Genomic DNA, 26,103 nt, shown 5'->3' on the forward strand with positions numbered 1-26,103 from the left:
CGCGAGAACAAGGAGTCGCAATGACTACCGCACTCGAAAAGCAGGTCAGCGCGCCGCTGGCGCGCGAGCACGAGCAGCAGCCGGCGCCGCGCGGCCGGCTGGCCGGCGTGGATCTGGCAGCGTGGCTGGTGCTGGCCAGCATCAGCGCGCTGTTCCTGGTGCCGTTTCTGTGGATGCTCTCGACCTCGCTGAAGGATTTTAGCGAGCTGTTTAATAACCGCTGGCTGCCCACGCGCCTGGCCTGGGAAAACTACGCGCAGGCGTTTAGCTTCGGCCAGTGGCCGCGCTGGGCGCTTAACACCGTCGTGATCGCGCTGGCCTCGGTGCTGGGCACGCTGCTCTCGACATCGCTGGTGGCCTATGCGTTCGCGCGGCTGCGCTGGCCCGGCCGCGACTGGCTGTTCGGCCTGGTGCTGGCCACCATGATGCTGCCGGGCATCGTCACGCTCATCCCGCAGTACATCCTGTTCTCCAAGCTGCCGGCGTTTGGCTTCCAGGGCTCCGACACCTGGGTCAATACGTTTCTGCCGCTGGTGGTGCCGTCGTTCGCCGGCGACGCCTTCTACATCTTTCTGCTGCGCCAGTTCATGCGCACCATCCCGCTCGACCTTTCGGAGGCCGCGCGGATCGACGGCGCCTCGGAGCTGCGCACATGGTGGAGCGTCGTCCTGCCGCTGGTGCGCCCGGCGCTGGCCTACATCGCGATCACCAAGTTTCAGTACGCCTGGGAAGATTTCATGGGCCCGCTGATCTACCTGCAGCGCGAAAACCTGTATACGCTCCAGCTCGGGCTGCGCCAGTTCGAGGCCGCCGCCGGCGGTGCGCCGGCCTGGAACTGGCTGATGGCCGCCAGCCTGGTGGTGATGCTGCCGGTGATCGTGATCTTCCTGCTGTTCCAGCGCTACTTCATCGAGGGCGTGACGCTCAGCGGCATGGGCGGGCGCTAGCGCTTGTCGAACGCCGGGTGCCCAACGATCTGCGGAACCGCGTCGCCGCTGATATGCGCGTGCGACGACCAGCCCCGCAGCGCGCCGACCCAGCTCTCGCCGTCCTGCAGCATGTCGATCTCGGTGATCGAGCAGTTGCGGCTGGGCTGGCGGATCAGCGCCGGCAGGTCGATGTCGCGGCAGATGTCTTTGATCGTAAACGTGAAGATTCCGCCGTGGCCGACAATAATCACGCGCTGGTTCTCGCGGCCCGCCAGCGCCTGCGCCAGGCCGGCGCGCATGCGCGCGAGCAGCATGTGGTGGTTTTCGCCGCCGGGGAAGCGCAGGCCGGGCTGGCCCTCGAACCACGAGCGCACGATCCGGTCGTGCTCGGCCCAGCTTTCGTCGGTGGGCGGCCAGTCCTCCAGCGCGCCGACGTTCACCTCGCGGAATTCCTCGACCGTCGTCGGCTCGATGCCAATCATCGCGCCGATGATCGCCGCGGTCTCGGCCGCGCGCTTCAGCGGCGAGGCGTAGATCGCGTCGATCTGCTTGCCCACAAAAAACGCGCCGGTCTGCTGCGCCTGCAGCACGCCCTTGGGCGTCAGCGAGTAGTCGACGCGGCGATACGAGAACTCGCGCGTCAGGTTGGCGGTATTTTCTCCGTGGCGAACCAGGTAGATGGTATTCATAGGTTGGCTTGATGCTCCTTGCTATGTAGCGGTGCGGCCCAGAATCATACCACACCGGCGCGGGTTGCGCGGCCCCGCGCCGCGCTCCCTGGCAGTCAGGCGGGGGCTCTGCGCCCCAAGGCATGACCGTACGACATTGACGCTGGCACGGCCTGTCCCGTAGGGGCTCTGCGCCCCAAGGTATGACCGTACGACGTTGACGCTGGCACGGCCGTTCCCGTAGGGCGCGCATCCTGCGCGCCTTCTCCCTGTCGGGGTAGGCGGGGGCTGTGCGCCCCCGCGCCCCGCAGCAGAGGGCGGCCGCCCGCCCTCTGCACTCCCGCGCTGGGGCGAAGCCCCAGGCCCCTCAAATGATGCAGTTCCAGATGCGATGCCGGTGGTGCATGCCTCGTGGCAAACCAATACGTCACTCGGCGCCCTGAGGCATGACCGTACACCGTTGACGCTGGCACGGCCGTTCCCGTAGGGCGCGCATCGTGCGCGCCTTCTCCCTATCGGCAGGTGACGGTTTGCCCTGAGGCATGACCATACGACGTTGACGCTGGCACGGCCTTCTTTCAGCCAGAGTAGAATTTGCAGGCCGGGGGCGCAGCGCAGCGCTCGTGAAGCCAACCACAAAGTACAATTGACGCTCCCCTGCCGGGACGGTATAATGCAGCACAGGAAGCGGCGCGCTGCCGCGCCTTTGCAACCGATTAGGACGCCTTTCGATGACCGACAACTCCCTGGTGGTTCGCCTGTGCGAACCCGCCGACACGCCGCTGCTGGTGCCGCTGATCCAGGCCCAGGTGGCCGCCACCGGCCGCCCCGCGCCCGACCCCGACGCGCTCGCCGAGATCGTGAACGCGCTGCTCGTCAGCCAGTTCAGCGATTTTCTACTGGCCGAAAAGGGCGGGCGCAGCATTGGGGTGCTGCAAATCAACTACCGGCTCTCGACATGGGAGCTGGGCGCGTACGCCGTGATCGAAGATTTCTACCTGGCCCCCGGCGCGCGCGGCCAGGGCGTCGGCACGCGCATGCTCGATTACGCCTGCGCCCGCGCCGAGGGCCGCGGCGCCCAGTTTATCCAGGCTGCGGTGCGCCCGGATGATCGGGCGGCCCGCCGGCTGTACGAAGCGTTCAGCTTCACCGCCAGCCAGTACGATCTCTGGCATGCCAACCTGCCGCTCGGCTGCGCCGCCGATCTCGACGCGCCCGCGGCCACCGACGAATCAGAAGCGAGGCCCGAACCATGAGCAACAAGCGAACCGGCGGCTCGCCAGCACAGCGCGGCCGCGCCACCCCCACCAGGCCCAGCGGCGTGCCCATGCCGCTGTTCTACGCCATTCTGGTGCTGATCGCTATTGGCGGCGCGATCTTCCTGCTGAGCAACAGCCAGACACTGCGCAACAGCGCGCTGAGCGACAACGCCGCCAAGGGCGGCATCCAAAGCAGCATACCGCTCGCGAGCCTGCCCTCGCGCGGCAGCGCCGACGCACCGGTCACGGTCGTCGAGTTTGCCGACTTCCAGTGCCCGGCCTGCGGCTCGTTCGCGGTGACGCTCGAGCCGGCAATCATCAAAGATTACATCGACACCGGCAAGGTCAAGTGGCTGTACCACGACTTCCCGCTCACCCAGCACAAAAACGCCGTGCCCTCGGCCGAGGCGGCGCGCTGCGCCGGCGACCAGAGCGCCTTCTGGCCGATGCACGACCTGCTGTTCGCGAATCAGGCCCAGTGGGAGAATAGCGCCCAGCCCGGCACGATCTTCGCCGGCTACGCCAGCCAGCTGAAGCTCGACGCCAGTGCCTTCGAGCAGTGCCTCAACAGCGGCAAGTACCGCGCGGCAGTGCAGGCGTCGTACGACGCCTCGGTGAAGGCCGGCGTCAACCAGACACCGACGTTCGTGATCGACGGCAAAGCCTACCTCGCCAGCGACCTGCGCGGCGCGATCGATACGGCGCTGGCGGCCAAGAAGTAGCACCGGCCGTGGTGCGCGGCGTGTGCTGAGCGCCGCGCACCATCCAGCATCGGCTCACCGAGAACACAACACTATGCAACACTCTCCCTATCCGCGCATGGCCATCGCCCTGATGGCGCTGCTGGGCCTGCTCGACGCAGCCTACCTCTCGATCGAGCGCATCAGCGGCGGCGCGCTGGTGTGCCCGGTTGGCGGCGGCTGCGAGGCGGTACAGAGCAGCGCGTACGCCGTGCAGCTCGGCGTGCCGGTGGCGTTTATTGGCGTGGCTGGCTACGCAGCGCTGTTGCTGGCCGCGCTGGTTGCGCTGAACGCCGACACGATCGCCGGGCTGTCGCTCGCCGACATCCTGCTGGCGCTGGGCAGCATCGCGCTGCTGGCCGGGCTCTACTTCAGCTACCTGCAGGTCGCCGTGATCGGCGCGATCTGCTTCTGGTGCGTCGTCGCGGCGCTGCTCGACCTCGGCATCTGGCTGGCGGCGCTGCAGAACTGGCGCGCGAGCCGCCGCGCCCAGGCCGACGCAACGCATTGACATTCGCCCAACCTGGCACTATAATGCACCGGTTTTCACACATTTCCCGTCCGAATTTCCCTTCATGGAGGCAAACAAGCTGTGCGTAGCCGAGAAGCAACTCTCTTAGTCTTAACAGCCATCGTCACAGCGTTGGCGCTCTGGATCGACTTTGCGCCCGATAACCGCTGGCTGGGCCGCGATGTGCGCACGCGCCTCGGGCTCGATCTGCAGGGCGGCACGCAGGTGCTGCTGAAAGCACAGGATACCGGCGTGGCGCGCGATGTGATGCAGACGGCCGAGCAGGTGATCGACCGGCGTGTCAATGGCCTCGGCCTTAGCGAAACGATCGTGCAGCTCTCGGGCAACGATCGCATCATCGTTGAGCTGCCGGGCGTCACGAACCCCGAGCAGGTAAGCGAGACACTGCGCGGCACTGGCAAGCTCGAGTTCATCGCCAATGTCGATGGCCAGGGGTTTAGCGGCGCCGACGCGCCCGCCCAGGGCTCGACGGTGCGCACCAGCGGCAGCCCCACGCCGCGCCTGCGCTCGACGTCGCCCACCAGCAGCACGGCCGACCTTTCGGCAACGCAGGCGCTGTCGAATACCATCACCACCGGCCCGATCTACCAGAGCATCACCGACGGCAAGGATCTCAATACCAGCCAAGTGCAGCCGCGCTTCGGCAATAACCAGACGCCCGGCCGCAACCCGTTCGCGGTGGGCTTCGCGTTTAACGCCGACTCGGCGTCGCGGCTCGAGCGCTTCACCAGCCAGAATGTCGGCAAGCTCATGTGCATTGTGCTCGACAATGTGGTGAATAGCTGCGCCACCATTCAGAGCGCGTTGATCGGCGGCAGCGGCGAGATCACCACCGCCACGCGCGCCGAGGCCGAGCGCCTGTTCACTCAGCTGAAGTACGGCGCGCTGCCCGTGGCGCTGCAGGTCGAGTCCAGCCGCACCGTGTCGGCCACGCTCGGCCAGGACTCGGTGAACGCCAGCCTGCTGGCCGGCGCGGTGGGCCTGGTGATCGTGGCGCTGTTCATGATCCTGTACTACCGCCTGCCCGGCGTGCTGGCCACGGTGGCGCTGCTGATCTACACCGCGCTGAGCTTCGCGCTCTACCGCCTGATCCCGATCACCCTGACGCTGGCCGGCATCGCTGGTTTCATCCTCTCGATCGGCCTGGCGGTCGACGCAAACGTGCTGATCTTCGCGCGCCTCAAGGAAGAGCTGCGCCACGGCAAGTCGCTGCGCGCCGCAGTCGAGGCCGGCTTCTCGGAGGCCTGGCCGGCCATCCGCGACTCAAACGCCTCGACGCTGATCACCAGCGCGATCCTGTTCCTGTTCGGCAATAGCTTCGGCGTGAGCATTATCAAGGGCTTCGCGCTGACGCTTGGCCTGGGCATTGTGGTGAGCCTGTTCACGGCGATCACCGTGACGCGCACATTCCTGCGGCTGATTGTGCCGCTGCGCATGGCCCAGAATCCGTGGATGTTCGAGCTCGAGTCGGCGCCCGGCCTCGAGCGCGAGCGCGAAGCCCTGGCCTGATGGCCGCGGGCGCGCCGGCGTTGCAGAGCGAGTAGCGGCCGCGTAGATGCCGCCGCTACCAAACCTTCCAACACATAAGGGAAAGTAACCAGCACTATGGAAAATATCGTCCGGCACCGCTATATCTGGTTCCTCATCTCGCTTCTGGTGATCATACCAGGGCTGGTGTTTCTGCTGATACCCGGCGGCGGGCTGCGGCCAAGCATCGACTTCAGCGGCGGCGCGCTGTGGGAGTTCCAATTCCCCGACCGCCAGCGCAGCGACCTGAGCACCGACGACATTACGCGCATCTTTGTGGCGCAGGGCTTCGAGGGCGCGGTGGTGCAGCTGAGCGACGTGACCGTGCAGGGCAAGACGCTGCCGGCCGCGCTGGTGCGCACCAAAGCGCTCGACCCAAACAAAGGCGAAGAGCAGCAGCGCACGATTCTCGCGGATCTGCAGGCGAAATACGGCCCAACTACGCGCCGCGAGCAGGTGCAGAGCGTCGGCGCGACGGTTAGCCAGGAATCAACGCGCAGCGCGGTGATTGCGGTGCTCGGCGCCAGCGCGGCTATTCTAATCTACCTCACGCTGGCCTTCCGCAAAGCACCACACCCGATCCGCTACGGCGTGTGCGCGATCGTCGCCATGCTGCACGATGTGCTGGTGGTGCTGGGCGTGGCCGCGATCCTCGGCTACTTCTTCGGCCTCGAGGTCGACGCGCTGTTCCTCACCGCGCTGCTGACGATCATCAGCTTCTCGGTGCACGATACGATCGTGGTGTTCGACCGCGTGCGCGAGAACCTGATCAATCGCCGCGCCGGCGAGTCGTTCGACGAAATTGTGAACCACAGTATTGTGCAGACGCTGCCGCGCTCGATCAATACCCAGCTGACGTCGCTGTTTACGCTCACGGCGCTGCTGCTGTTTGGCGGCGCGAGCATCCGCAACTTCGTGCTGGTGCTGCTGATCGGCCTGGTGAGCGGCACCTACTCGTCGATCTTCAACGCCGCCCAGCTGCTGGTGGTGTGGGAGAACCAGGAGTGGCGCAGGTGGTTTGGCCGCGGCGACTCTGCCGCCACCGCGTAGCCGCGCGGCGTGCACCCGCGCCGATACCGGCAATGCCTTCAAGGCGCGCTTGCCCTCGCCTCACAGCCCCCTCTTCCGCATTTGGGAGAGGGGGTTTTGTTGCAGTTTGGCGCAGGGCCCGTACAAAGTCGGCCCTCACCCCCCTTACCCCTCCCGAGCGCGGGAAGAGGGGTAGGGGGAGGGGTCGAAAGACGTTGCACGAGCCCTGGAGTTTGGCGGCTTCGGCTTCGCCGAAACCGCTGCATGTGCTACAATAGGCGCCCAATCGATCGGGAGGCACTATGCATCTTTCGCTGAAATGGCTGAACTTTGGCGCCTCTTCGGCCAAATCGGCCGGCGCGGCAGAGGCGACAGGTGGCGGCGGCGATGGCGTCGGGCCAATCTGCATCGGCAGCGTCGACGGCTGGCTGCGCGCCGAGATCGCCCGCACCTACCTCGAACAGGCTGGCATCGGCGTCCACCTCCAGCCCGAGACGGTCGGCAGCGTGTACGGCTTTGTCAGCGGCCCGCTGGCGGCGGTGTACCTGTGGGTGCCTGCGTCTCAGGCCGAAGAGGCTACGCGCCTGTTCGCCGAGCTCGATTTCGGCGAAGCATAGCGCAGAAGCTTCTGCACAGCTAGCCCCCGGCGATCAGCAGTGCCTCGGCCACTGCTCCCTGCAGCACCAGCAGCCCGGCCACGAGCCAGGCAGCCGCCGGCCCCCAGCGGCCGCGCCGCGCCAGCCAGCCCAGCGCCACTCCACCCAGCGCCGCAGCTACCGGCACGGCGTACAGCAGGTGTTTGAGAATAAACGTGACAAACAGCGCGTTGGCGAGCGCCGTGGGCAAGTAGGTGAGACCCCAGGCCGCTAGCAGCAGCGTCGCCGGGCGCGCCTCGCGGCCGCGCCAGCGCGCGGCCAGGCACGCCATACCAGCTAGCGCCAGCGCCAGCCACGCCAGGCCGATATGCACGCGCAGCGGCTCCCACAGCGCCAGCGCCAGCTCGCCGGCCGTAAGCGATGCGCGCGGCAGCTCGCCGGCCAACCCTCCGTCGCTGCCAGCGCCGAGCATCTTCGGCAGTGTGATCGTAAGCAGCGCCGGGATGTGCCAGGCGTAGAACAACGCCAGCGCCAGCAGCGCCGCCAGCACGCCCGCCAGCAGCGTCGGCCAGGCAGCCTGGTCGCGCGCGAGCGCCAGCAGCAGCACGAGGATCACCCATGTGAGCCCAAGAAACAGCAGCCCAGTGGGGTAGGCCAGGTAGGCTAGCGCGAACGCGCCCGCCACCAGTGCCTGCGCGCGCCACTCGCGCAGGCGCGGCCGCTGGTACAGCCACAGCGCCACCGCCACCAGCGACAGCGCCTGCGCCAGCAGCGTGCCGAAAATCCCCCAGATCACCGCGAGCTTCAGGCTAAGCGGGTGCGCGCCGGCCAGCAGCGCGGCAAACACAGCGGCGCGCTCGTCTTTCAGGCCGTGCAGCACGATCAGCGCCAGCGCCAGCGCAGCGCACGCCTCGCCGAAGCTGCTCAGCGCGCCAATTGCCAGCGCCGGCCCCTTGCCGGGCAGGTACATAAACGGCGCCGTGATGAGGTAGAAGAACGGCGAGCGCGGCACCGGGCCGTCGACGTGCCACTGCGTCGGCGTGAGCGCGGTGTTCGGCAGGAACAGCGACCAGAATTTGCCCTCGGTGACCATGGTGGCGCGCGCCAGGTAGAACTGCAGATCGTTCGGCACGGTGAGCGGGAAGGCCAGGCCAAGAAAACGCAGCAGAAAGGCCAGCAGCGCGCACAGCGCCAGGGCGCGCGCCCACGGCGGCGCCAGCGCGATCGCGCCGCGCGCGGCCAGCCGCACCAGCACCTGCTCGGCCGCCAGCGCCACCAGCGCGCCAAGCCCCAGCCCGAGCGCCAGCGGGGCGGCGTAGCCGGCGAGCAGCGGGCGCCAGGCACCGCCACCCAGGCTCAGCACGGCGCCGGCCGCCGCAGCAAACAGCCCGCCCGCGAGCGCAGCAGCCCACAGCCGGCGGCTAGCCCACAGCGCCAGCAGCGCGCACAGCGCCGCAGCCACCCCCAGCCAAAGCGCCGGCAGCGGCGAGGCTGCGCCCGCGCCCACCAGCACGATCTGGTCGAGCACAACCCCGAGCCGGCGCGGGTCGGCGGCGCTTGCCGGCGCCGCGTCGGAGACCAGGCGCACCCGCACGTCGCCGCTCAGCGGGTCAGCGCGCGGGATTACGCGCAGGTACTGCCAGCCGGCGCGCAGCCGCACATCGGCCGGGCCAGCCCCCGCGTCGACCGTGACCCGGTCGCCGTCCTGGTGCCCGGTAACGCGCAGCTCAAGCGCGTCGAGCGGGCCAACCGCCGGCAGGGTTACTGTGGCGTCGGCGCCAGCCCAGCGGTAGCTGGTGATGTCGTTCGACTCGGGCTGGTAGAACCCGGCCAGGTATGGCGTATCGAGCGGGCCACCGACGTCGATCGACGCAGCCCACGGGCGCGCCAGCACCGCAGCGCCAAGCAGGCCGGCCAGCAGGCCGGCCACCAGGATCACCGCCGCCGATCGATTCCAGCGCCGCCCGTGCCACGCGAGCGCCTGCGGCCAGGTATATGACGCCATAGCATTCCTTTAGGGCCAATACTTTTCAAATAGCCACGAAGACTCGAAGACGCCAAGAATGCGTAACCTCCGATTACCTTCGAGTCTTTGAGGCTTTGTGGCAACCTTCCTCTGGCCTGGGTATTCGAAAGGTGTTGCCTCTAGGCCAAGAACCAAGCATCGCCAGCGCGCCGGATCCGCCACGCTCAGCGCCGGCGCCCTATTGTACGGCATCTTGGCGAAACACCGGCAGCGGTTGTCAAGGCCGCACCCGTATGCTAGAATAGGCCGCTTTGATGCGCCAAAGAACCACAATCGTAATCACGCTGATTGGCCTGCTCGCCGCCGCTGCGGGGCTGGCCTGGCTCGCACAGCGCCGCCAGGTGGCCTGCCTGCCGGCGCCGCTGCTGGCCCCCGAGCTGCTGCCAAATGCCGCGCTCGCGCCCGACCCGGCCAGCCCAAGCCAGGCCGCCGGCTGGGCCTACCGCACCAGCAGCGGCGTAGAGCTGCAGCACCCCAGCCAGGGCAAGGGCTTCGACCTCGACGGCGACGACCGCGCGCTCCAGCTGATCGGGATTGCGAACTACGCCGAAACGCCGCCGATCGCCGTCCGCGCCGGCCAGGGCTACTGCTTCGCCGCCAGGGCGCTGACCGACCAGGCCGAGAAAGGCGACACGCGCGCCCAGCTGGTGTTCCGATGGCTCGACGCGGCCGGCGACGAGGTTGCAACCTCGGCCGGCGAATGGCAGCCCGTGGCGCTGTGGCGGCCCGGCGCTGCCGGATGGTCGGTGCTGCGCGCCGCCTTCCGGGCGCCAGACGGCGCCACGCAGCTGCGCGTGCGCGTGCGGCCCGCCGCCGATAACCGGCTGTATCTCGACGCAATGCACACGCGTGTCGATGGCGCGGCGCCAAGCGCGCTGGCCGCAACCGCGCCCGCGCCATTGAGCGTGCAGCCGTGGCCGGATGGCTACGCTGCGGCGCTGTCGTTTTCGTTCGACTGGGAGACGACCATGGGCGGGCTGGTGCACTCGCGCTCGCTGGCCGCCGACGACCCGCACAACGCCGACGACCCACGCGTGCGCGGCATGCGCATGCGCCAGGGCATCACCAACACGCTTGAGCTGTTTCACACCTACACGATCCGCGCGACCTACTACGCCACCGGGTATAATTTCCTGAACGGCAACGCCGAGCGGCAGGCATTTATGGGCGACCCGACATTCGGCTGGGCCAGCGTGGCGAACGGCTGGAAAAGCGACTGGTCGCGCCGCCCCTGGTTCAGCAGCGACCCATACGGCAGCATCGCCAGCGACCCCGACTACTACTTCGGCGACTTGATCGCGCCGCTGCTGGCGGCGAAGCAAGATATTCAGACGCATACCTTTAGCCACCTCTACGGCGGCTACGCCAGCCCCGAGCAGTGGCGCGCCGACTTCGGCGCCTGGAAGGACGCCGCCGGGCAGCGCGGTGTCGCCGCCGCGCGCTCGCTGGCGTTCCCCTGGAGCGGCAGCGGCGGCATGAGCGACGCCAGCTGGCGCGCGCTTGAGGAGGCGGGCATTACCTCGGTGACGCGCACCAACCGCAGCCAAAGCCAGTACCAGATCACCACGCCCGAAAGCCCGCACTGCGCGCCGGTGCCAGGCCACGAGCGCATCCTGGCCTGCCCCGACTTCTACCTCACCACCAAGAGCGCCGACCAGGCGCTGGCGCTGATCGACCAGACAATCGCGGCTGGCGGCACCATCGACCTGTGGGCGCACACCGAAGAAGTGACATCGGCCGACCAGATCGCCGCGTGGACGCGGGTGGTGCGTACCGCCGCAGCCCAGCGCGACGCCGGCAAGCTCTGGATCGCGCCGCTGGCCGAGATCGCCGGCTGGCAGCAGGCCCTGGCGCAGCTGACGATCGAGAACCAACAGCCAGCAGCCGAGAGCCAGGGCGCAGGTCCGCCACTGCATGTGATCATCAGCAATCACGCCCAGCAGCCGCTTGCAGGGCTTGTGCTCAGGCTGCCCTTTGCGCCGGCAAAAACGCTCGCGAACGGCGAGGCCGCCGGATCGTGGTTCGCGGTTCGCGGCGACACCCTGACACTGACGCTCCGCGCCGGGCAAGCGGTGGAGGTGCAAGCATGGCCCGCGTAGCCCTTCCCGGCCGCTGGGCCAGCGCGCTGGTGCGCCAGCGCGGCCCGCTGCGCACGTACCAGTGGCTCTGGCTGCTGCTGTGCACCGCTGGCGCGCTCGTCACCGCTGCGCCGCGCATTCTGGCGCAGCCGTTGATCTACACCAGCAGCGCCAGCGTGCAGGCCGACGCGCGCCACCGCGGCGGGCTGCTCAGCAGCGGCCAGCCCAACGACGACTACCGCGCGGTCGAGGCGATCGCGATCGAGCTGGTGCGCTTTCTGCCTGCCGGCGACGCGCCGCGCTACCCCGAGCTTGGCTCGCCAACGCTGGGCGCGCGCTACCAGCCACAGCCCGACGGCAGCATCGGCGTGACGGCAGTGGGCCGCACGCCCGCCGAGGCCCAGCAGCTGGCCAACGACGCGGCTGAGGCCATGGCCCGCAGCATCCGCGCGGCCGGCGGGCGCGAGGTGTTTCGCGTGCTCACCGGCTCGTACCTGGTGAACGCGCTCGGCGGCGGCGGCGCGCCAACCACGCCATTCGAGGCCGAGCTGCGCGCGATCTTTCTGAACGCGGCCTTCCCGCTCAGCAAGCCGCCCGACCCCGACACGCGCCGCATTACCGTCGAGCAGCTCGACGCCGAGACCCGCGCCGACCTGGCGCGCGCGCTCGAAGTGCGCGACGTCGAGCTGAGCAAGGTCGACCTGCCGGCGCTGCAGGCGCGTATCCGCGCCGCCGGGCTGAGCTGCCGCGCCGAGCTGGCGGTGAAAGAGCGCGCCGCGCCCGAGTGCCTTGCCGAGGCGCGCATGCTCGCCGGCCTCGACGCCATCCGCCGGGCCATCCGCCTGCTCGACACGCCATTCGCGCCCGATACGCCCTCGGCGGTGTACCGCGCCAGCGCCGCCGCGCCCGGCGATGCGATCCCGCGCTACATCGGGCCGCTGCTGGCGCTGGCGGCGCTGGTGGGCCTGGTGTTCGGCGCAATCGGCGTCGCCGTCGACCGTAGCGCCGGCGTGATGCCCAAGCTGCGCGAGCTGTGGGCCTACCGCGAGCTGATCGGCAACCTGGTGCTGCGCGACATGCGCGTGCGCTACAAAGGCAGCGCGCTCGGCTACCTGTGGACGCAGCTCGCGCCGCTGCTGCTGATGCTGGTGTTCTGGTTCGTGTTCAGCCGGCTGCTCTCGTCGTCGATCAGCATGTTCCCGATCTTCCTGATCATCGGCCTGCTGGCCTGGAACTTCTGCAACGAGGCGGTGATGGGCGGCGCGCGCAGTGTCATCGACAACGCCAACCTGATCAAGAAGGTGTTCTTCCCGCGCGAGGTGCTGCCGCTGGTGAGCGTGCTCTCGAGCCTGCTAAACTACGCGCTCTCGCTGCCCATGATGTTTCTGCTGATGCTGCTGGTGCAGCTCGGCACGCTCGGCCGGCTGAACTTCGCCTGGACGTTCGCCTACCTGCCGGTGCTGCTGATCATCCAGAGCATCCTGCTGGCCGGGCTGGCACTGCTGACAAGCGCGCTGGCGGTGCGCTTCCGCGATTTCGTGCACCTGATCGGCATCCTTATGCAGTTCTGGTTCTTCCTCACGCCGGTGGTCTACTCGATCGACTCGTTCAACAGCACTGTCTTCGGCCTACCGCTGGCGATCGTCGTGCGCTGGCTCAACCCAATGGCTTCGCTGATCGAGTTCTACCGCGAGGTGCTGTACGGCCAGGCCGTGGCCGCGCCAAATGTGCCTACGCCCGGCCTGCCCGCGCTCACCAGCGTGCTGCGCGTGCTCGTCACCGCCGTGATCATCCTCGCGGCGGGCTACTGGTTCTTCCAGCGCCGCAGCGGCTCGTTTGGCGAAGACATCTGATCGCAGCGAAGGAATGTGCGCAGCGAATGACCAACGTTATCGAGTTCGAAAACGTCAGCAAGCGCTTCGTGATCAACCGCGAGCGCCAAGATACCATCCAGGGTCGCTTTGCCCGCATCCTGCGCCGCCAGCCGCGCGGCGAGGAGTTCTGGGCGCTGCGCGACGTGAGCTTCCGCGTGGCCAGGGGCGAAAGCCTCGGCCTGGTGGGCCACAACGGCGCCGGCAAGAGCACCGCGCTCAAGCTGATGACGCGCATCCTCGAGCCTAGCAGCGGCCGCGTGCGCCTGAACGGCCGCGTCGCTGCGCTGCTCGAGCTTGGCAGCGGCTTCCATCCCGAGCTGAGCGGGCGCGAGAATGTGTTCCTCAACGGCTCGCTGCTGGGCTTCAGCCGCCGCGAGATGCGCGCCAAGCTGCCCGAGATCGTCGAGTTCGCCGAGATCGGCAGCTTCATCGACATGGAGGTGAAGCACTACTCGTCGGGCATGTATACGCGCCTGGCCTTCGCCGTCGCTACCGCTGTCGACCCCGAGATCCTGATCACCGACGAGGTGCTCGCCGTCGGCGACGAGGCGTTTCAGCGCAAGTGCATGGATCGGATCTACCGCTTCCGGCAGCTCGGCAAGACGATCATCTTTGTGTCGCACGCGCTCGATACCGTGCGCGCCCTGTGCGACCAGGCGGTCTGGCTCGACCACGGCGCGCCACGCGCGGCCGGCCCGGCCGGCACGGTGATCGACGCCTACCTGGCCGATGTGAACCGCCGCGAGCAGGCCCAGGCGCTTGGCCAGTCAGCCGTGGCCGAGGAGGGCGTCGGCAACCGCCACGGCACCCGCGAGGTCGAGATCACCCGCGTCGAGCTGCTCGACGCCGAAGGCCACGAACGGCTGGTGTTCCAGACGCACGCGCCGCTGACACTGCGCATGCACTACTTCGCGCACCAGCCGGTCGCGCGCCCGGTGTTCGGCATGGCCATCCACCACGAGAATGGCGTGTGGATCTATGGCCCAAACACCCACTTCGACCATGTCGAGATTGCGCGGATCGAAGGCGAAGGTTATGTCGACTTCAACATCCCGGCGCTGCCACTGCTGGCGGGGCGCTACCTGCTCAGCGCGGCTGTACACGACCAGAGTGAGCTGCACGCCTACGACGTCCACGACCGCCGCTTCCGCCTGATCGTGCAGAGCGATAACGCGCGCGATCGTTATGGTATGTTCGCGATTCCGCACACCTGGCGCTGGAGCCAGCCCGGCGCAGGCCCAAAAACAACTATTGAATAACACGAGCAACGCGGTGCTTTTCGTTCATGATGTTCCGATTTTGGCGCTGCCGCAGGCAGTCTGAATGAAGCCTATGCCCCAGCCACGCAATCGCGTCCTGTTCGTCAGCACCGACGTCGTCGGCCCCGACATGGCCGGGCCGGGCATTCGCGCCTGGGAGTTGGCGCACGCGCTGGCCGCCCAGTGCGATGTGACGCTGGCCGCGCCCGACAGCGCTACGCCCCCGCCCAGCCCGTCCGTCCGCGCGCTGCCCTACCGCCTCGGGCAGGCCGGCGCGCTCGCGCCTGCGCTCGCCGCTGCCGATGTGCTGGTGGGCCAGGGCTTCGCCTTCGAGCACCACCCCGAGCTGCTGGCCGCCGATCTGCCGCTGGCGGTCGACCTCTACGACCCGCTGATCATCGAAGGCCTCGAGCTGTACGCCAGCGCCGACATAGCCGCCGCCGAGGCCCAGCACGCGCGCTACCAGGCGCTCACCGAGGCACAGCTGCGCCGCGGCGATTTCTTTTTCTGCGCCACCGCCGCCCAGCGCGATTACTGGCTCGGCGCGCTCACCGGCGTGGGCCGCATCAACCCGGCTACAGCGCGCGCCACCGACCGCGAGCTGCTCGGCCTGGTCGGCCTGGTGCCCTCGGGGATCGACCCCGCGCCGCCACCGCCGCCCGCCACCCCGGCGCTGCGCGGCACGCACTCCGCGCTTGGCCCGCACGACCTGATCGCGCTGTGGGCCGGCGGCCTGTGGGATTGGTTCGACCCGCAGGTGCTGGTGCGCGCCGCCGCCGCGCTGCGCGACGAGTGCCCGCGCCTGCGGCTGGTGTTCTTCGCCGGCGCCCGCCCCAACCCGCACGGCGCACCATTCACCACCCGCAACCGCGCTGCGGCCCAGGCGCTGGCCGCCGATCTGGGCGTGCTCGACCGCTCGGTGGTGTTTCTCGATCGCTGGGTGCCCTACGCCGAGCGCGGCGCGCTGCTGGCCGACGCCGATCTCGGCGTGTCGGCGCACCTGCCCGGCATCGAGACGCACTTCGCCTTTCGCACGCGCCTGCTCGACTACCTGTGGGCGCGCCTGCCGGTGCTGTGTACCGCAGGCGACAGCCTGGGCGAAGCGTTCGCGCGCGCCGGCTGCGCCACGCTGCTGCCGCCCGACGACCTGGAGGCATGGGTGGCGGCGCTGCGCGCGCTGGATCGCGACCCGGCCCGTCGCCAGGCCATGCGCGCCGCCGCAACCAGCTACGCCGAGGAGTGGACGTGGGAAAAAGTCGCCCGGCCATTGGCAGCCTTCTGCGCAAACCCGCGCCGCGTACCGGCTAGCGCGCCGGCCGCCAGCCCCCACACCGCCAGGCTCGAGGCCGCACTCGACGAGCACGAGCGCTATGTGCGCCACGTCGAGGCCGAGTACGCGCGCGCCGCCGCCGCGCTCCGGCAGCACGAGCAAAGCCTCGCCGCGCGCATCCGGCGGCTGCTCAAACGCTGACGCGCCCCTACCCGGCGCCGTCGTCGCCCAATGCGTACTGCAAGCCAAGAATATTGAGCTGCGGCAGCCACAGCGCCATCTGCTGCGGGCTGTAGGGCATCTTCTGCTCGATCCACCACTTGATCACCCCGATCGCCATGCTGACTGTCGCGCTCATGCATAGGTCGAACGGCAGCCGCGTCTGCCGCTGATCATAGCCGGCTGCCGCTAGCCGCTGGCGCATCAGCTCCTCGACATGGCCGCGAATCCGCCACTCCAGCTGCGGAAAAGTGTCCTTCCCCAGCATCGTCCGGTAGAACTTGAAGTGCGCGGCCATGTGCTCGAACAAGCTTACCAGCGCGGCCGCCGGCTGGTCGTGCGCCTGCTCGTCCAGCGGCGGCGAGTCCTCGGGCAGCTTCAGATCGGCCAATACCTCGCCGATCGTCGACATCGCCAGGTCGTACTTATCTTCATAGTGCCGGTAGAACGTCGCGCGGTTCACCATCGCCCGCTCGGTAATGTCCTGCACCGTCAGGGCCGCAAAGCCTTTTTCGGTCGTCAGGTCGATCAGCGCCTCGCGCAGCAGCTTGCGCGTTCGCTGCACGCGTAGGTCTTCGGCCGGCGAGTTCTGCGACATTTTCCCCCCACTGTTGCATACACGACGTTTTTGCGGCTCTGTTTCTTGACAGTGCCTCCACCGGGTGTTAGGCTATTTTAGCAACAAATTGTTGTTTATTCAACACCATGTTGCAAAACAAGGAGGAATGTATAATGCTACAGCAACAGAACATAGCCAGCGCGAGCTTCAAGCCGCATGCCTATGCCGCATATGCGCGCATGCGCGAGAGCGCGCCGGTGTACCCGTACACGCTCTCGAACAACGAGCGGATGTGGATCGTCACGCGCTACGCCGACGTGCTGGCAGTGCTGAAGGACGATCGCTTCGTCAAGGACTACCACAACGCGCTAACGCCCGAGCAGATGGCGCAGCTGCCCGAAGACGCGCGCACGTTCGAGTTCATCAATCGCAACATGCTCTTCAGCGATCCGCCGGATCACACCCGGCTGCGGGCGCTGGTGTCGGCGGCCTTTACGCCGCGACGGATCGAAGAGCTGCGGCCACGCATCCAGCAGATCGCCGACGAGCTGCTCGATGCCGCCGCGCACGAGCCGACATTTGACCTGCTCGGCGCCTACACGTTCCCGCTGCCGATTCTGGTGATCTCGGAGATGCTGGGCGTGCCGCCGCAAGATCGGCACCAGTTCCGCGTCTGGTCGAACATTGTGGTGAACAACGAGACCATGACGCCGGGCGACCCGCAGCGCCAGGCCGCGCTGATGGCCTTCGGCCGCTATATCCTCGAGCTGGTGGCGCGCCGCCGCGCCCAGCCCGGCGACGACCTGGTGAGCGCGCTGGTGCAGGGCGAAGACGGGGGCGACAAGCTCAGCCAGAACGAGCTAATCGCCATGATCTTCCTGCTGATTGTGGCTGGCCACGAGACTACAGTGAACCTGATCGCCAATGGCGTGCTGGCGCTGCTGACGCACCCCGACCAGCGCGACCTGCTGCTGCGCGAGCCAGCGCTGATCAAGTCGGCTGTCGAAGAGTTTCTGCGCTACGACGGCCCGGTCGAAACGTCGACAATGCGCTTCGCGCGCGAGGATCTGGTGCTAAACGGCCAGCCGATCGCGCGCGGCGAGCGCGTGCTGGTGGTGCTCGGATCGGCCGACCGCGACGAGGCGCAGTTCGAGCGCGCCGACGACCTGGACATCACACGCCAGATCAAGCAGCACCTGGCGTTCGGCCTCGGCATTCACTACTGCCTGGGCGCGCCGCTGGCGCGTCTCGAGGGCCAGATCGCGATCGGCACGCTGTTCGCGCGCATGCCAAACCTGCGGCTTGCGGTGCCAGCCGAGACGTTGAGCTACCGCCCGAGCATGCTGGTGCGCGGCCTCGAGGAGCTGCCAGTAAGCCATGGCGCGTAGCGCAGCCGCTCGCTCTGAAGCATGGGATCAACAAAGGCACGAAGGTGGTGTGTATCGCCCCTTCGTGCCTTCGCTGTAAGTATTTTTGCCACTGTCACCGTTGGCGCGGCGCGCCCGGCATTAGCGCGCTTTGTCGTCGTTGCGCCGGCCGGTGCCAGAGCCCATCCCGCCCACGTCATCGGCGCCAATACCGCCCGCTGTACCCGCGACCTGCGCGCCCTGGCCGCGCGGCAGCTGCCCGGCAATATCGCTGTTGGTGCCGGCGGTGAAGCCACCCTCTTCATCAGAAAGCCTATTGTCCTCGTCGCGCTCGCGCTGCTGGTGGCGCTGCTCTAGCAGCTTCTCGCCAACTCCGCCGATCGTGCCGTCGCCGGGGCCGCTAAACAGCCCCTCGCTCGGCTCGCCAAACGATGTCTTGGCCTGGGCCTTGCCGCCCAGCTGCACTTCGCCAGGCTCGTACGGATCGAAAAGGCGCGTTGCGCCGCGCTCGTGCTCGCTCATGCTGGTTGCCTTTCAACACGCGCCGCGCCGCTCTGCGCGGCCGATGCCGAGCACATACCAACAATCGTGCCACCCCGCGCCCGGCGCCCGCGCGCGGCCGGCCTACTGCTCGGCCCACTCGCAGCGCCCGAGTAGCTCGGCGCGCTGCTGCGCCCGCAGCGCAGCCTCGGCCGCCAGCTGCGCCAGCGCGTGCGCCGCCTCGGCCCACGCCTGCAGCCGCGCCGCGTCGAGCAGGTGTACGGCCGGCAACATGCCCGCGTCGAGCTCCTGCGCCGCCGCCTGCAGATCGCGCAGCGCCACAGCCAGCGCCTCTTCGTTGGCATCCAGCTGCTCGAGCATGCGCCGCAACCCGCCGGGAAGCCCAACCCGTAAGCGCGGCATGTCGTCGGCCAGCCGGGCCAGTAGCGCCAGCTCGGTGTCGGGCCGGCCAAGCGCGCCGAGCGACTCGATCAGCTCGCGCAGCTGCTGCTGGTGTGCGGCGGTAAGCGCGGGAACATGTGGGGACGTGGGTGTTGAAGGCACGGGGCAACCTCTCAGGCAAGTCTGGCGATAGCACTGTACTACTATAGCCGATCGCGCGCCGCAACGAACAAACGGTTGGGCGGCAATTTGGCATCTAACTCGCAATAGATCCAGGCGAAATACGCCCGGAGCATTGCAGCGCCCGCCACGCTGAGATTCGAGAGACTACGCCCCTGCCGACCAAACAGCCCCGAGATCAAGCAGGCACCGGCTCATCAAGCGCCGACGGAAGGTTGCTGGCCAGCGCTCCCTGGTCCAGCGCCTCCAGCAGCGCGTCGACAATCTCCGCGCGCCACTGGACGCCGCGGCCGCGGTACAGAATCTGCGCCGCGCACTCGGGCGCCAGCCCCTGGCGATACGGGCGATCGCTGGTCAGTGCGTCCCACGTATCGGCAACTGCGATCACCTTTGAGCCAAACGGGATCTCGTCGTCGCGCAGCCCATCGGGGTAGCCTTTGCCGTCGACACGCTCGTGATGGTGGCGCACAATCGCAACGCCGCGCGCGAAATCGGGGTAGCGCTGCAGCAGGTCGGCACCCAGCACCGGATGCTGCTCCATGACCAGCCGCTCCGCGTCGGTGAGAGAGCCAGGCTTGTTCAGAATTGCGTCGGGCACGCCGATTTTGCCGATATCGTGAATGCGTGCGGCCGTCACAATCAGGTTGGCGTCGTGCCCCTCGATCCCAAGCTGCTTCAAGATCTTGGCGGTGTTCTCGGCCACGCGCCGCGAATGGCCGCCGGTGTACGGATCGCGCAGGTCGATCGTATCGGCCATGTTCTCAAGCAGCGTGCGCGTGCTGTCTTGCAGGTGATAGTGACGCAGAAACACGCGGTAGATGATCACAAAAGGCGCCGCAAGCAGCGGCAGCAGGCTGGGGGCGTACAGCCCTATGGCGGCCAGGGGCACGGCAACCATGTACTGTGCGCCATCGACTTGGAGGATGCTGGCGGCGTTGAGCCGCAGCACGTGCCATGGCCGGGCGCCGCTCATTGGCGCGATCAGCAGTGGCATACTGAATAGATCGCCGAGCAGAAAGATCGCCGCCGGCAGGCCCAGCCGCGCCAGATCGAATGGAAAATCCAGCAGCAGATCGTGCGCCGCCGCCGCCGCGAAGCCAGCCAGCGCCTGGCGGCTGGCGTCGGTAAGAATATCAACCCACAACAAGCAGCGAGCGCGGCGATGGATCAGCAGCGCACAGAGTATAACAAGGCCAATCGCCAGCATAGCCACGGCCGGCTCGAACCACACGGCGATCAGGTACAGCAAGGCACCGCTAAAGCTGGTTTTGGTATGGTATGAAATATGAATGGTGATCGAGCTGGCAGCGACCGCGCTCGCCACTAGCGCGAGCAGCAGCAGGCTGCGTGGGCCGAGGTGCGCAAGTTGGCTCAGGAGTGCGCCGCGTAGCTGCCAGATCAAGGCCAGTGTGCCGGTGCTGAGGATCAACGCAATCGCCGGCTGGGGAAGCTTATTCTGCAGTTTGAGCAGCATCGTCAGCGCGCTGCTATCGTGAGTGGCTGCCCGCTCAGACCCGATACGGTTCGCGTGCCACTGGCGCCGGTGTTGTTGTTGATAAACGTGGTGGTAGCCGCTACCCCTACAGGTGCCAGCCCTGGCTTGAGCGATACTGTGATGACGACGCGCGCGTTCAGCAAGCCGGGCTGGCGGATGATCGTCACTGTCTCTTTGGCCGCAAGCGCCGTATCATCATAAAATACAGCAATATTCGTGTCTTGCGGCAAATAATACACATACTCCACCCGGTCGACAGCCTCGATATCGGCGGCGATGTCGACGCTTGACTGCAAGGCGAAGTGCCCAAGCACCAGCATGGGATCGCCGCGGCAGCCCGTCACGGTGGCGTGCCCGGTGAGCGGCGCACCTAGCGCCAGCAGCGCGGCGCAGCACACGGCAAACAGGCGCACGAACCAGATGCGGCGCACAGCGAGCAGAACCAGATGGCTCATGGTCGTTCCTTTTTCAATGTAATGGAGATTGTTGCGAGCCACGGAGCACGAAATGATGTTCTGCGCATAGTATAAACGTTTCTTTTACCATTCCGATACCATGGTATGGCGCGGGTATGCCCTGGTGCTAGCGAAAGGGGGATGCGCGAGGTGCGACGAAGCTCAAGCCGCCGCCGGGCTGGCAACGCGATTGCGGCCGGCGCGTTTCGCTTCGTAGAGCTGAATATCGGCGCGGTGGAGTAGCGTATCGATGCTGTCGTCGTCGTGGGCTTGGGCCACGCCCGCGCTAATAGTGACACGCAGGGTGGGGGCGATCGTGTCCCAGCTGAACGTATCGACCAGCACGCGCAGCCGCTCGACGACCTGCCACGCCGCGTCGCTGGCCGTTTCGGGCAGGATCACCGCGAACTCTTCGCCGCCGATACGGGCCAGGCTATCGGCGGCGCGCATATGGCTGCGCAAAAGCTCGGCAATCGCCACCAGCACGCGGTCGCCACCGGCATGGTAGAACGTATCGTTGATCTGCTTGAAGTGGTCGATATCGAGCAGCGCTAGCGTCAGCGGGCGGCCATAGCGGCTGGCGGCGTACAGCATTTGCGGCAGCTGCGCGGTGAAGTAGCGGCGGTTGTACAGGCCCGTCAGGCTATCGAGAATGCTTTGCTGATGTAGCTCGGCGGCCTGGCGCCGTAGCAGCGCATTGGCATCTTCAAGCGCGCGGGTGCGCTCGGTCACCTGGGCCTCCAGGCGCTCGACCATGCGCGTATTTTCGAGCGCTACCGTCACCTGGTTGGCCAGCAGCACCAGCGGCATCAGGCTATCTTCGTGGAAACGCCCGCGGATGGAGCGGTTCTCGACATAGATCGCGCCGACGGCGCTGCCGTAGGACACCAGCGGCGCGCACATCACCGAGCGCAGGCCCAGGGCGCGCACGCTCCGCGCGGCCTTGAAGGTGTTGTCGTCGAGGGCGTTGTTCACCAGCAGGGGCGAGAGCGTCGCACGCACGCGATCGAGGATCGAGTGGCTGATCTGGTCATTGGCGATATCAAGCGGCTTGCCCTGGCGGTCGAGCGCGATCTCGACCTGCATGGCGCCGCCTTCGCCAAACAGCACAATCAGGCAGCGCTCGGCCGGCACAAGCTCGAAAACAGTGGCGGCGACATAGTGCGCCAGCGGCTGCACCATGCGCTGATCGGCGAGCCGGCGCGTGATATCGAGGATCGCGAGGAGCTGCGATGTTGTGATGTTTGACGGATCCAAGGCTTTCCTACGACGTGGTAAGCTGCCAGGGTACGATCCCTTTACGATTATAGCACCGCTTGTATCGCCGCGCTAGCGCCGGCTTGGCGCGCTGGCGAATTACGCCAACTGCGTTTAATCACTTTCTGCACAGCAAGTGATCAGCCGAATTTGGTATGATACGCTATTCGCTTGATCACGTATAGATTGAGTTGCACGACGTGGTAAAGCCACGTCGTGCAACTCAATAACAGAACTTACGCGGTGCGCGTTTTTGCCTTCGGCAGAGCTGTACCTTTCATGGATGGTGCTGAGATTTTGGCGCAAAGCGCCAAAATCTCAGCACAAAAGAAAGCGAAGTACCATGGATCGGTCATTTCCGGTATTGATTTGCCTGCAAAAAGCACAGGAGCCAGGATGATCTACACGATAACGCCCAACCCCGCGCTCGACCGCACGCTCACCGTGCCGGCGATCGTCTTCGACGAAATGGTTCGCGCCAGCGAGTCGCGCTGGACCTTGACGGCAAGGGTGTAAATGTATCGGGGCGCTGCGCGCGCTGGGCGACGAGACGGTGATCATGGGGTTTGCCGGCGGCGCAGCCGGCGCGATGCTGACGCAAGGGCTGCACGCCCTGGGCTTCGCGGCCGACTTCACAGCCGTGGCGGGCGAGACGCGCACCAACACAATCATTATCGACGCGGCGTCGCGACGCTGCGTGAAGGCCAACGAGGCTGGCCCGCAGATTAGCCCTCGCCGAGCCGCGGCGCTCGGCAGGCGCGTAGCCGAGCGCGCGCGCCCCGGCGACCTACGGATCATGGCCGGCAGCCTGCCGCCGGGCGCGCCGGCAGAGCTCTACGCGCGGCTGATCGAGCTCGTGCAGGCGGCCGGCGCGCGCGCTGCTCGACAGCAGCGGAGCGCGCCGCTGCGCGCGGGCTGCGCGGCTCGGCCGTTTCTGGTGAAGCCAAACGCCGACGAGGCCGCCGAGCTGACCGGCGAGGCGATCGACGGCGACGCCGCCGCCGTGCGCGGCGCGGGTGTTTCTAGCGCAAGGGATCGAGCTGGTAGCGCTGTCGATGGGCGCCGAGGGCATGCTGCTGGCCGCGCGCGACGCGCTGATCCGCGCGCGGCCGCACAGCAGGTGCGCGCGCTCAACCCGGTGGGCGCCGGCGACGCGCTGGATGGCCGGCGTGCTCGGCGCCTGCGCGCGCGATGGCAATCGAGGAGCCAGCGCGCCGGGGTGGCAAGCGGCACGGCGGCGGGCAATGCACGCAGGCACCGGCGCAGCAACACGCGCCGAGGTTGCGGCGATCTACGAGCAGGTGCGTGCCGAGCGGATCGACGCGTAGCTCAGCTCAGGCGCGGCGGGCCTTTGCGAATGCGGGCGCGCTGCTCTTCGATCGGGCCACGGTCGTTGTTGAAGTTTTCGAGCCACCACGTAACACCCGCCGCCGCGTACTGCTCGGCCAGATCGCGATCGGCCGCCGCATCGCGCCCGGCGGTGATGCCGGCGTGCACGAGATCGTAGGGCTGCGCCTGGCGCTCGGCGGGCCGCTGCGAGCGCACATACTCGGCGACGCGCGCAGATCCTCGGGCGGTATCTGCTCGGTCTCGGGCAGGCCACGCCTGATCGGAAACGCGCCATCCCAGGCGGCGGCGCGGCGGAACGGCTTTTTGTCCGGCCACACGCCGGCCACCCAGATCGGCACGCGCGGCTGGGCCGGCGGCGGCAGAAAGCGCGCATTCGCGACGCGGTAGTGTGCGCCGGTGTAGCTCAAAGGCTCGCCGCTGAGCAGGCCGGAAAGCACAGGCCTCGTCGAGCATCTCGCCGTGCGCCCGGTCGTCGCCCGGCTCGCCGAAGCCGTTGTACTCATCGCCGGCGCCGATACCGACGCCCAGGGTCAGCCGGCCGCGCGACAGCCGATCGAGCGTCGCGACCTCGCGCGCCAGCTTCCAGGGCCGCGCGGCAGCGGCGTCACCATAGGTCCGGAGGCGCAGCGACGCCGTGCGCAGCGCCACCGCCGCCAGCATCAGCCACACGTCGGAGAGCACCACGGGCCAGCCAGCGCCAATGATCCCAGATGAAAAAGCCATCCCAGCCGGCCTGCTCGGCCTCGTAGGCCAGCTCGGCGACAAAGTGCGGGTCGGCGAAGCTGGGCCGCGGGGCGTTGGCCGGGCCATGGTTCGGGATATCGACGGCAAATTGCATGCTGTTTCCTTTCAAGGCGAGTGGTACAATACCACAGCCCGCCAGGAATTGCCACCGGCGGCGAGCTAGCATAGAACAGCACGGCTCGGGCGCGAGCCACAAACAAGCTAGAAAGAACCGAACCAGTGATGAGCTACCAGATCCGCGCCGCCCGCGCGGCCGAAGCCGAGCGCATCCTCGAGCTTTGCCGCGGCTGGCCGCGTTCAGCATCCCGGAGCGGCGCACGCCGGAGCACCTGTGGCAGGGCGATGCCGAGCTGCTGCAGCAGGGCGCGCGGCGGCGCGCCGCAGCGCCTGGTGCTTGTGGCCACGGCCGGCGACGAGGCGATCCTCGGCGTGGCGATGGCGAGCCTGCGCGAAGAGCTGCTGAGCCACGCGCCGAGCGTGCACTCGAAGTGCTGGCGGTGCGCGGCGATGCCGAGGGGCGCGGCATCGGCAAGGCGCTCGTGTCGGCGATCGAGCAGGCGGCGCGCGAGCGCGGCGCCGACAAGCATGACGCTGCACGTATTCGCCACGAACCACCGCGCGCGCGCAAGCGAGCAAGCCGGCTGGCGACGCGAGCGCTGCTTCGCCGGTACATCAAGCACCGAGCAAATGCGCCTGGCGCTTACGCGCGCTCAAGCCGCCAGCGCCTCCCAGGGCTGCCGCATCGCCTGGGCCAGCTCGGCATAGGCGGCGTGAAGCCGGCACGGTAACGCGCGCTGGCGGCCGGGTCGGGCGTGTAGCGCCGCTCGATCGACACCGCCTGCGCCACCGCGTCGGCGGCATCGGCATAGGCGCTAACCCCAATTCCGGCGCGAGCGCCGCGCCGCGCGCGCCGATCTCGCGGCCGCGCGGCACCTCGATCGGCAGCTCAAGCACGTCGGCAAACATCTGCGCCCACACCGGCTGCGCGCGCCGCCGCCGATCATGCGGGCGAACGCGGGCGCAGCGCCAGCCAGCAGCCGCTCGAAGCTGGGCGCTGGTGGCCGTAGGCCACGCCCTCAAACAGCGCGCGCAGCAGGTCGGCGCGGGCGTGCCAGCCGGCCAGGCCGTAGAAGCCGAGCGCGGGCGGCGGCCTGTGTGTTCGAGCCGTAGAGAAACGGTGAAACACCAGCGACGTAGCAGCGGGCGCGCGAGCGGCCACTTTCTCGCCGCAGACCTCGTAGGCCGAGACGCCGCGCGCCTGCGCTTCGGCGCGCTCCTCGGCGCAGAACTCGCGCACGAACCACTCGAGGTTGGCGGCCGAGCTAGGGCTGGCGTCGATCGTCAGCCAGCGGCCGAGCGTATAGCAGGCGCTGAATAAGCCGGGCCGCGCTTCGCCGGGGCGCGCGCCACCAGCGCGTTGACGCCCTGGGTGCCGACGGTGGCGCACAGCCGCCCCAGCTCGATCGCGCCTGCCCCAAGCGGCCCGGCACAGGCGTCGAACATCCCGGCTGCCACTGGCGTCCCGGCGCGCAGCCCGGTCTCGCGCGCGGCGGCGCCCACCACCTCGCCCGACGAGCGCGCTGTTCGTGGAGCGGCGGCAGCGCGCCGGCCACCTCGGGAATGCCGAAAGACTCGAGCAGCTCGGGCGCGTAGCCGCGCGTACGCAGGTTCAGCAGGCCGGCCGCGCCCATGTCGCCGAAATCGCTGGCGGGCACGCCGGTGAGCCGGCTGGTCACGAAATCTTTGATCAGCAGCACCGCGCCGATCCTGGCGTAGGCGGCAGGCTCGGCAGCTTGAGCCAGCGCAGC

At 68.0% G+C, this 26,103-nt stretch carries 28 protein-coding genes and 1 pseudogene; 16 read left to right on the forward strand and 13 right to left on the reverse strand.

The window, feature by feature from the left end:
• The first annotated feature begins 20 nt into the window (after positions 1–20).
• On the forward strand, positions 21–947 hold the full coding sequence (locus tag U0177_RS15025; protein WP_409571462.1) for a carbohydrate ABC transporter permease: 927 nt from the start codon (positions 21–23) through the stop codon (positions 945–947).
• Here U0177_RS15025 and U0177_RS15030 read toward each other — a convergent pair.
• Positions 944–1,618, reverse strand: coding sequence for a histidine phosphatase family protein (locus U0177_RS15030; RefSeq protein ID WP_409571463.1), 675 nt, complete (start codon positions 1,616–1,618; stop codon positions 944–946). The genes U0177_RS15025 and U0177_RS15030 overlap by 4 nt on opposite strands.
• Before the next feature lie 710 nt (positions 1,619–2,328).
• Between U0177_RS15030 and U0177_RS15035 the strand changes: the two genes are divergently transcribed.
• The 6 genes from U0177_RS15035 to U0177_RS15060 all read left to right on the forward strand — a co-directional run bounded on the left by U0177_RS15035 (position 2,329) and on the right by U0177_RS15060 (position 7,301).
• Positions 2,329–2,853 (forward strand): N-acetyltransferase family protein, encoded by a 525-nt coding sequence (locus U0177_RS15035; RefSeq protein ID WP_409571464.1) that lies wholly within the window; start codon positions 2,329–2,331, stop codon positions 2,851–2,853.
• On the forward strand, positions 2,850–3,578 hold the full coding sequence (locus tag U0177_RS15040; protein WP_409571465.1) for a DsbA family protein: 729 nt from the start codon (positions 2,850–2,852) through the stop codon (positions 3,576–3,578). The genes U0177_RS15035 and U0177_RS15040 overlap by 4 nt, the downstream gene beginning before the upstream one ends.
• A gap of 73 nt (positions 3,579–3,651) precedes the next feature.
• Positions 3,652–4,107, forward strand: coding sequence for a vitamin K epoxide reductase family protein (locus tag U0177_RS15045; RefSeq protein ID WP_409571466.1), 456 nt, complete (start codon positions 3,652–3,654; stop codon positions 4,105–4,107).
• Between the two features lie 132 nt (positions 4,108–4,239).
• Positions 4,240–5,637 carry a protein translocase subunit SecD gene (secD, locus tag U0177_RS15050; protein WP_409571467.1) on the forward strand — a complete coding sequence of 466 codons (1,398 nt, stop codon included), beginning with the start codon at positions 4,240–4,242 and terminating at the stop codon, positions 5,635–5,637.
• A gap of 96 nt (positions 5,638–5,733) precedes the next feature.
• On the forward strand, positions 5,734–6,705 hold the full coding sequence (gene secF, locus U0177_RS15055) for a protein translocase subunit SecF (RefSeq protein ID WP_409571468.1): 972 nt from the start codon (positions 5,734–5,736) through the stop codon (positions 6,703–6,705).
• 281 nt (positions 6,706–6,986) lie between these two features.
• Positions 6,987–7,301, forward strand: a complete 315-nt coding sequence (locus tag U0177_RS15060; protein WP_409571469.1) for a putative signal transducing protein — start codon at positions 6,987–6,989, stop codon at positions 7,299–7,301.
• Positions 7,302–7,320: 19 nt separating this feature from the next.
• Here U0177_RS15060 and U0177_RS15065 read toward each other — a convergent pair whose 3' ends face one another.
• Positions 7,321–9,285 carry a hypothetical protein gene (locus U0177_RS15065; RefSeq protein WP_409571470.1) on the reverse strand — a complete coding sequence of 655 codons (1,965 nt, stop codon included), beginning with the start codon at positions 9,283–9,285 and terminating at the stop codon, positions 7,321–7,323.
• A gap of 275 nt (positions 9,286–9,560) precedes the next feature.
• Between U0177_RS15065 and U0177_RS15070 the strand changes: the two genes are divergently transcribed.
• The 4 genes from U0177_RS15070 to U0177_RS15085 all read left to right on the forward strand — a co-directional run bounded on the left by U0177_RS15070 (position 9,561) and on the right by U0177_RS15085 (position 15,988).
• Positions 9,561–11,405, forward strand: coding sequence for a polysaccharide deacetylase (locus tag U0177_RS15070; RefSeq protein WP_409571471.1), 1,845 nt, complete (start codon positions 9,561–9,563; stop codon positions 11,403–11,405).
• On the forward strand, positions 11,393–13,237 hold the full coding sequence (locus U0177_RS15075; RefSeq protein ID WP_409571472.1) for an ABC transporter permease: 1,845 nt from the start codon (positions 11,393–11,395) through the stop codon (positions 13,235–13,237). Before U0177_RS15070 ends, U0177_RS15075 begins: the two co-directional genes overlap by 13 nt.
• A gap of 26 nt (positions 13,238–13,263) precedes the next feature.
• Complete coding sequence (locus U0177_RS15080) at positions 13,264–14,517, forward strand: ABC transporter ATP-binding protein (RefSeq protein ID WP_409571473.1); 1,254 nt, start codon at positions 13,264–13,266, stop codon at positions 14,515–14,517.
• Between the two features lie 73 nt (positions 14,518–14,590).
• Positions 14,591–15,988 (forward strand): glycosyltransferase, encoded by a 1,398-nt coding sequence (locus U0177_RS15085; RefSeq protein WP_409571474.1) that lies wholly within the window; start codon positions 14,591–14,593, stop codon positions 15,986–15,988.
• Between the two features lie 7 nt (positions 15,989–15,995).
• On the opposite strand, the gene U0177_RS15090 is transcribed toward U0177_RS15085, so the two are convergent.
• On the reverse strand, positions 15,996–16,604 hold the full coding sequence (locus tag U0177_RS15090) for a TetR/AcrR family transcriptional regulator (RefSeq protein WP_409571475.1): 609 nt from the start codon (positions 16,602–16,604) through the stop codon (positions 15,996–15,998).
• A gap of 134 nt (positions 16,605–16,738) precedes the next feature.
• Here U0177_RS15090 and U0177_RS15095 point away from each other — a divergent pair, with 134 nt between their 5' ends.
• Positions 16,739–17,953, forward strand: coding sequence for a cytochrome P450 family protein (locus U0177_RS15095; protein ID WP_409571476.1), 1,215 nt, complete (start codon positions 16,739–16,741; stop codon positions 17,951–17,953).
• Positions 17,954–18,073: 120 nt separating this feature from the next.
• On the opposite strand, the gene U0177_RS15100 is transcribed toward U0177_RS15095, so the two are convergent.
• From U0177_RS15100 to U0177_RS15120, 5 genes are all read right to left on the reverse strand, one after another.
• Positions 18,074–18,454, reverse strand: a complete 381-nt coding sequence (locus U0177_RS15100; protein WP_409571477.1) for a hypothetical protein — start codon at positions 18,452–18,454, stop codon at positions 18,074–18,076.
• Between the two features lie 102 nt (positions 18,455–18,556).
• On the reverse strand, positions 18,557–18,976 hold the full coding sequence (locus tag U0177_RS15105; protein ID WP_409571478.1) for a hypothetical protein: 420 nt from the start codon (positions 18,974–18,976) through the stop codon (positions 18,557–18,559).
• Between the two features lie 196 nt (positions 18,977–19,172).
• Complete coding sequence (locus U0177_RS15110) at positions 19,173–20,468, reverse strand: HD-GYP domain-containing protein (RefSeq protein ID WP_409571479.1); 1,296 nt, start codon at positions 20,466–20,468, stop codon at positions 19,173–19,175.
• A gap of 2 nt (positions 20,469–20,470) precedes the next feature.
• Positions 20,471–20,944 carry a hypothetical protein gene (locus U0177_RS15115; protein ID WP_409571480.1) on the reverse strand — a complete coding sequence of 158 codons (474 nt, stop codon included), beginning with the start codon at positions 20,942–20,944 and terminating at the stop codon, positions 20,471–20,473.
• A 162-nt stretch (positions 20,945–21,106) separates the two neighbouring features.
• A complete protein-coding gene (locus U0177_RS15120) occupies positions 21,107–22,201 on the reverse strand; it encodes a diguanylate cyclase (protein WP_409571481.1) in 1,095 nt (364 codons plus the stop codon).
• 216 nt (positions 22,202–22,417) lie between these two features.
• Between U0177_RS15120 and U0177_RS15125 the strand changes: the two genes are divergently transcribed.
• The 3 genes and pseudogenes from U0177_RS15125 (at position 22,418) to U0177_RS15135 (ending at position 23,529) form a co-directional block, all read left to right on the forward strand.
• Positions 22,418–22,717, forward strand: coding sequence for a hypothetical protein (locus tag U0177_RS15125; protein WP_409571482.1), 300 nt, complete (start codon positions 22,418–22,420; stop codon positions 22,715–22,717).
• Positions 22,718–22,760: 43 nt separating this feature from the next.
• Positions 22,761–23,300, forward strand: a pseudogene (locus U0177_RS15130) (PfkB family carbohydrate kinase); the annotation flags it as partial.
• Positions 23,218–23,529 (forward strand): hypothetical protein, encoded by a 312-nt coding sequence (locus tag U0177_RS15135; RefSeq protein ID WP_409571596.1) that lies wholly within the window; start codon positions 23,218–23,220, stop codon positions 23,527–23,529. The pseudogene U0177_RS15130 and the gene U0177_RS15135, both read left to right, overlap by 83 nt.
• Before the next feature lies 1 nt (position 23,530).
• Here U0177_RS15135 and U0177_RS15140 read toward each other — a convergent pair whose 3' ends face one another.
• The 3 genes from U0177_RS15140 to U0177_RS15150 all read right to left on the reverse strand — a co-directional run bounded on the left by U0177_RS15140 (position 23,531) and on the right by U0177_RS15150 (position 24,882).
• The gene (locus U0177_RS15140) at positions 23,531–24,235 is read right to left on the reverse strand and encodes an LLM class flavin-dependent oxidoreductase (protein WP_409571593.1); all 705 of its coding nucleotides are present in this window, start codon (positions 24,233–24,235) and stop codon (positions 23,531–23,533) included.
• The gene (locus tag U0177_RS15145) at positions 24,156–24,389 is read right to left on the reverse strand and encodes a hypothetical protein (protein ID WP_409571483.1); all 234 of its coding nucleotides are present in this window, start codon (positions 24,387–24,389) and stop codon (positions 24,156–24,158) included. Before U0177_RS15145 ends, U0177_RS15140 begins: the two co-directional genes overlap by 80 nt.
• A gap of 133 nt (positions 24,390–24,522) precedes the next feature.
• A complete protein-coding gene (locus U0177_RS15150; protein ID WP_409571597.1) occupies positions 24,523–24,882 on the reverse strand; it encodes a hypothetical protein in 360 nt (119 codons plus the stop codon).
• On the opposite strand from U0177_RS15150, the gene U0177_RS15155 reads away from it, so the two are divergent.
• Positions 24,793–25,083: a hypothetical protein gene (locus U0177_RS15155; protein ID WP_409571484.1), complete on the forward strand. Its 291-nt coding sequence runs from the start codon at positions 24,793–24,795 to the stop codon at positions 25,081–25,083. The genes U0177_RS15150 and U0177_RS15155 overlap by 90 nt on opposite strands.
• Positions 25,084–25,295: 212 nt before the next feature.
• Here U0177_RS15155 and U0177_RS15160 read toward each other — a convergent pair whose 3' ends face one another.
• Together U0177_RS15160 and U0177_RS15165 are read right to left on the reverse strand one after the other, a co-directional pair.
• Positions 25,296–25,592, reverse strand: coding sequence for a hypothetical protein (locus U0177_RS15160; RefSeq protein WP_409571485.1), 297 nt, complete (start codon positions 25,590–25,592; stop codon positions 25,296–25,298).
• 25 nt (positions 25,593–25,617) lie between these two features.
• Positions 25,618–26,052, reverse strand: coding sequence for an FGGY family carbohydrate kinase (locus tag U0177_RS15165; RefSeq protein WP_409571594.1), 435 nt, complete (start codon positions 26,050–26,052; stop codon positions 25,618–25,620).
• Positions 26,053–26,103: the final 51 nt, after the last annotated feature.

The sequence above is a fragment of the Kouleothrix sp. genome, assembly GCF_046328425.1.
Taxonomy (GTDB): domain Bacteria; phylum Chloroflexota; class Chloroflexia; order Chloroflexales; family Roseiflexaceae; genus Kouleothrix.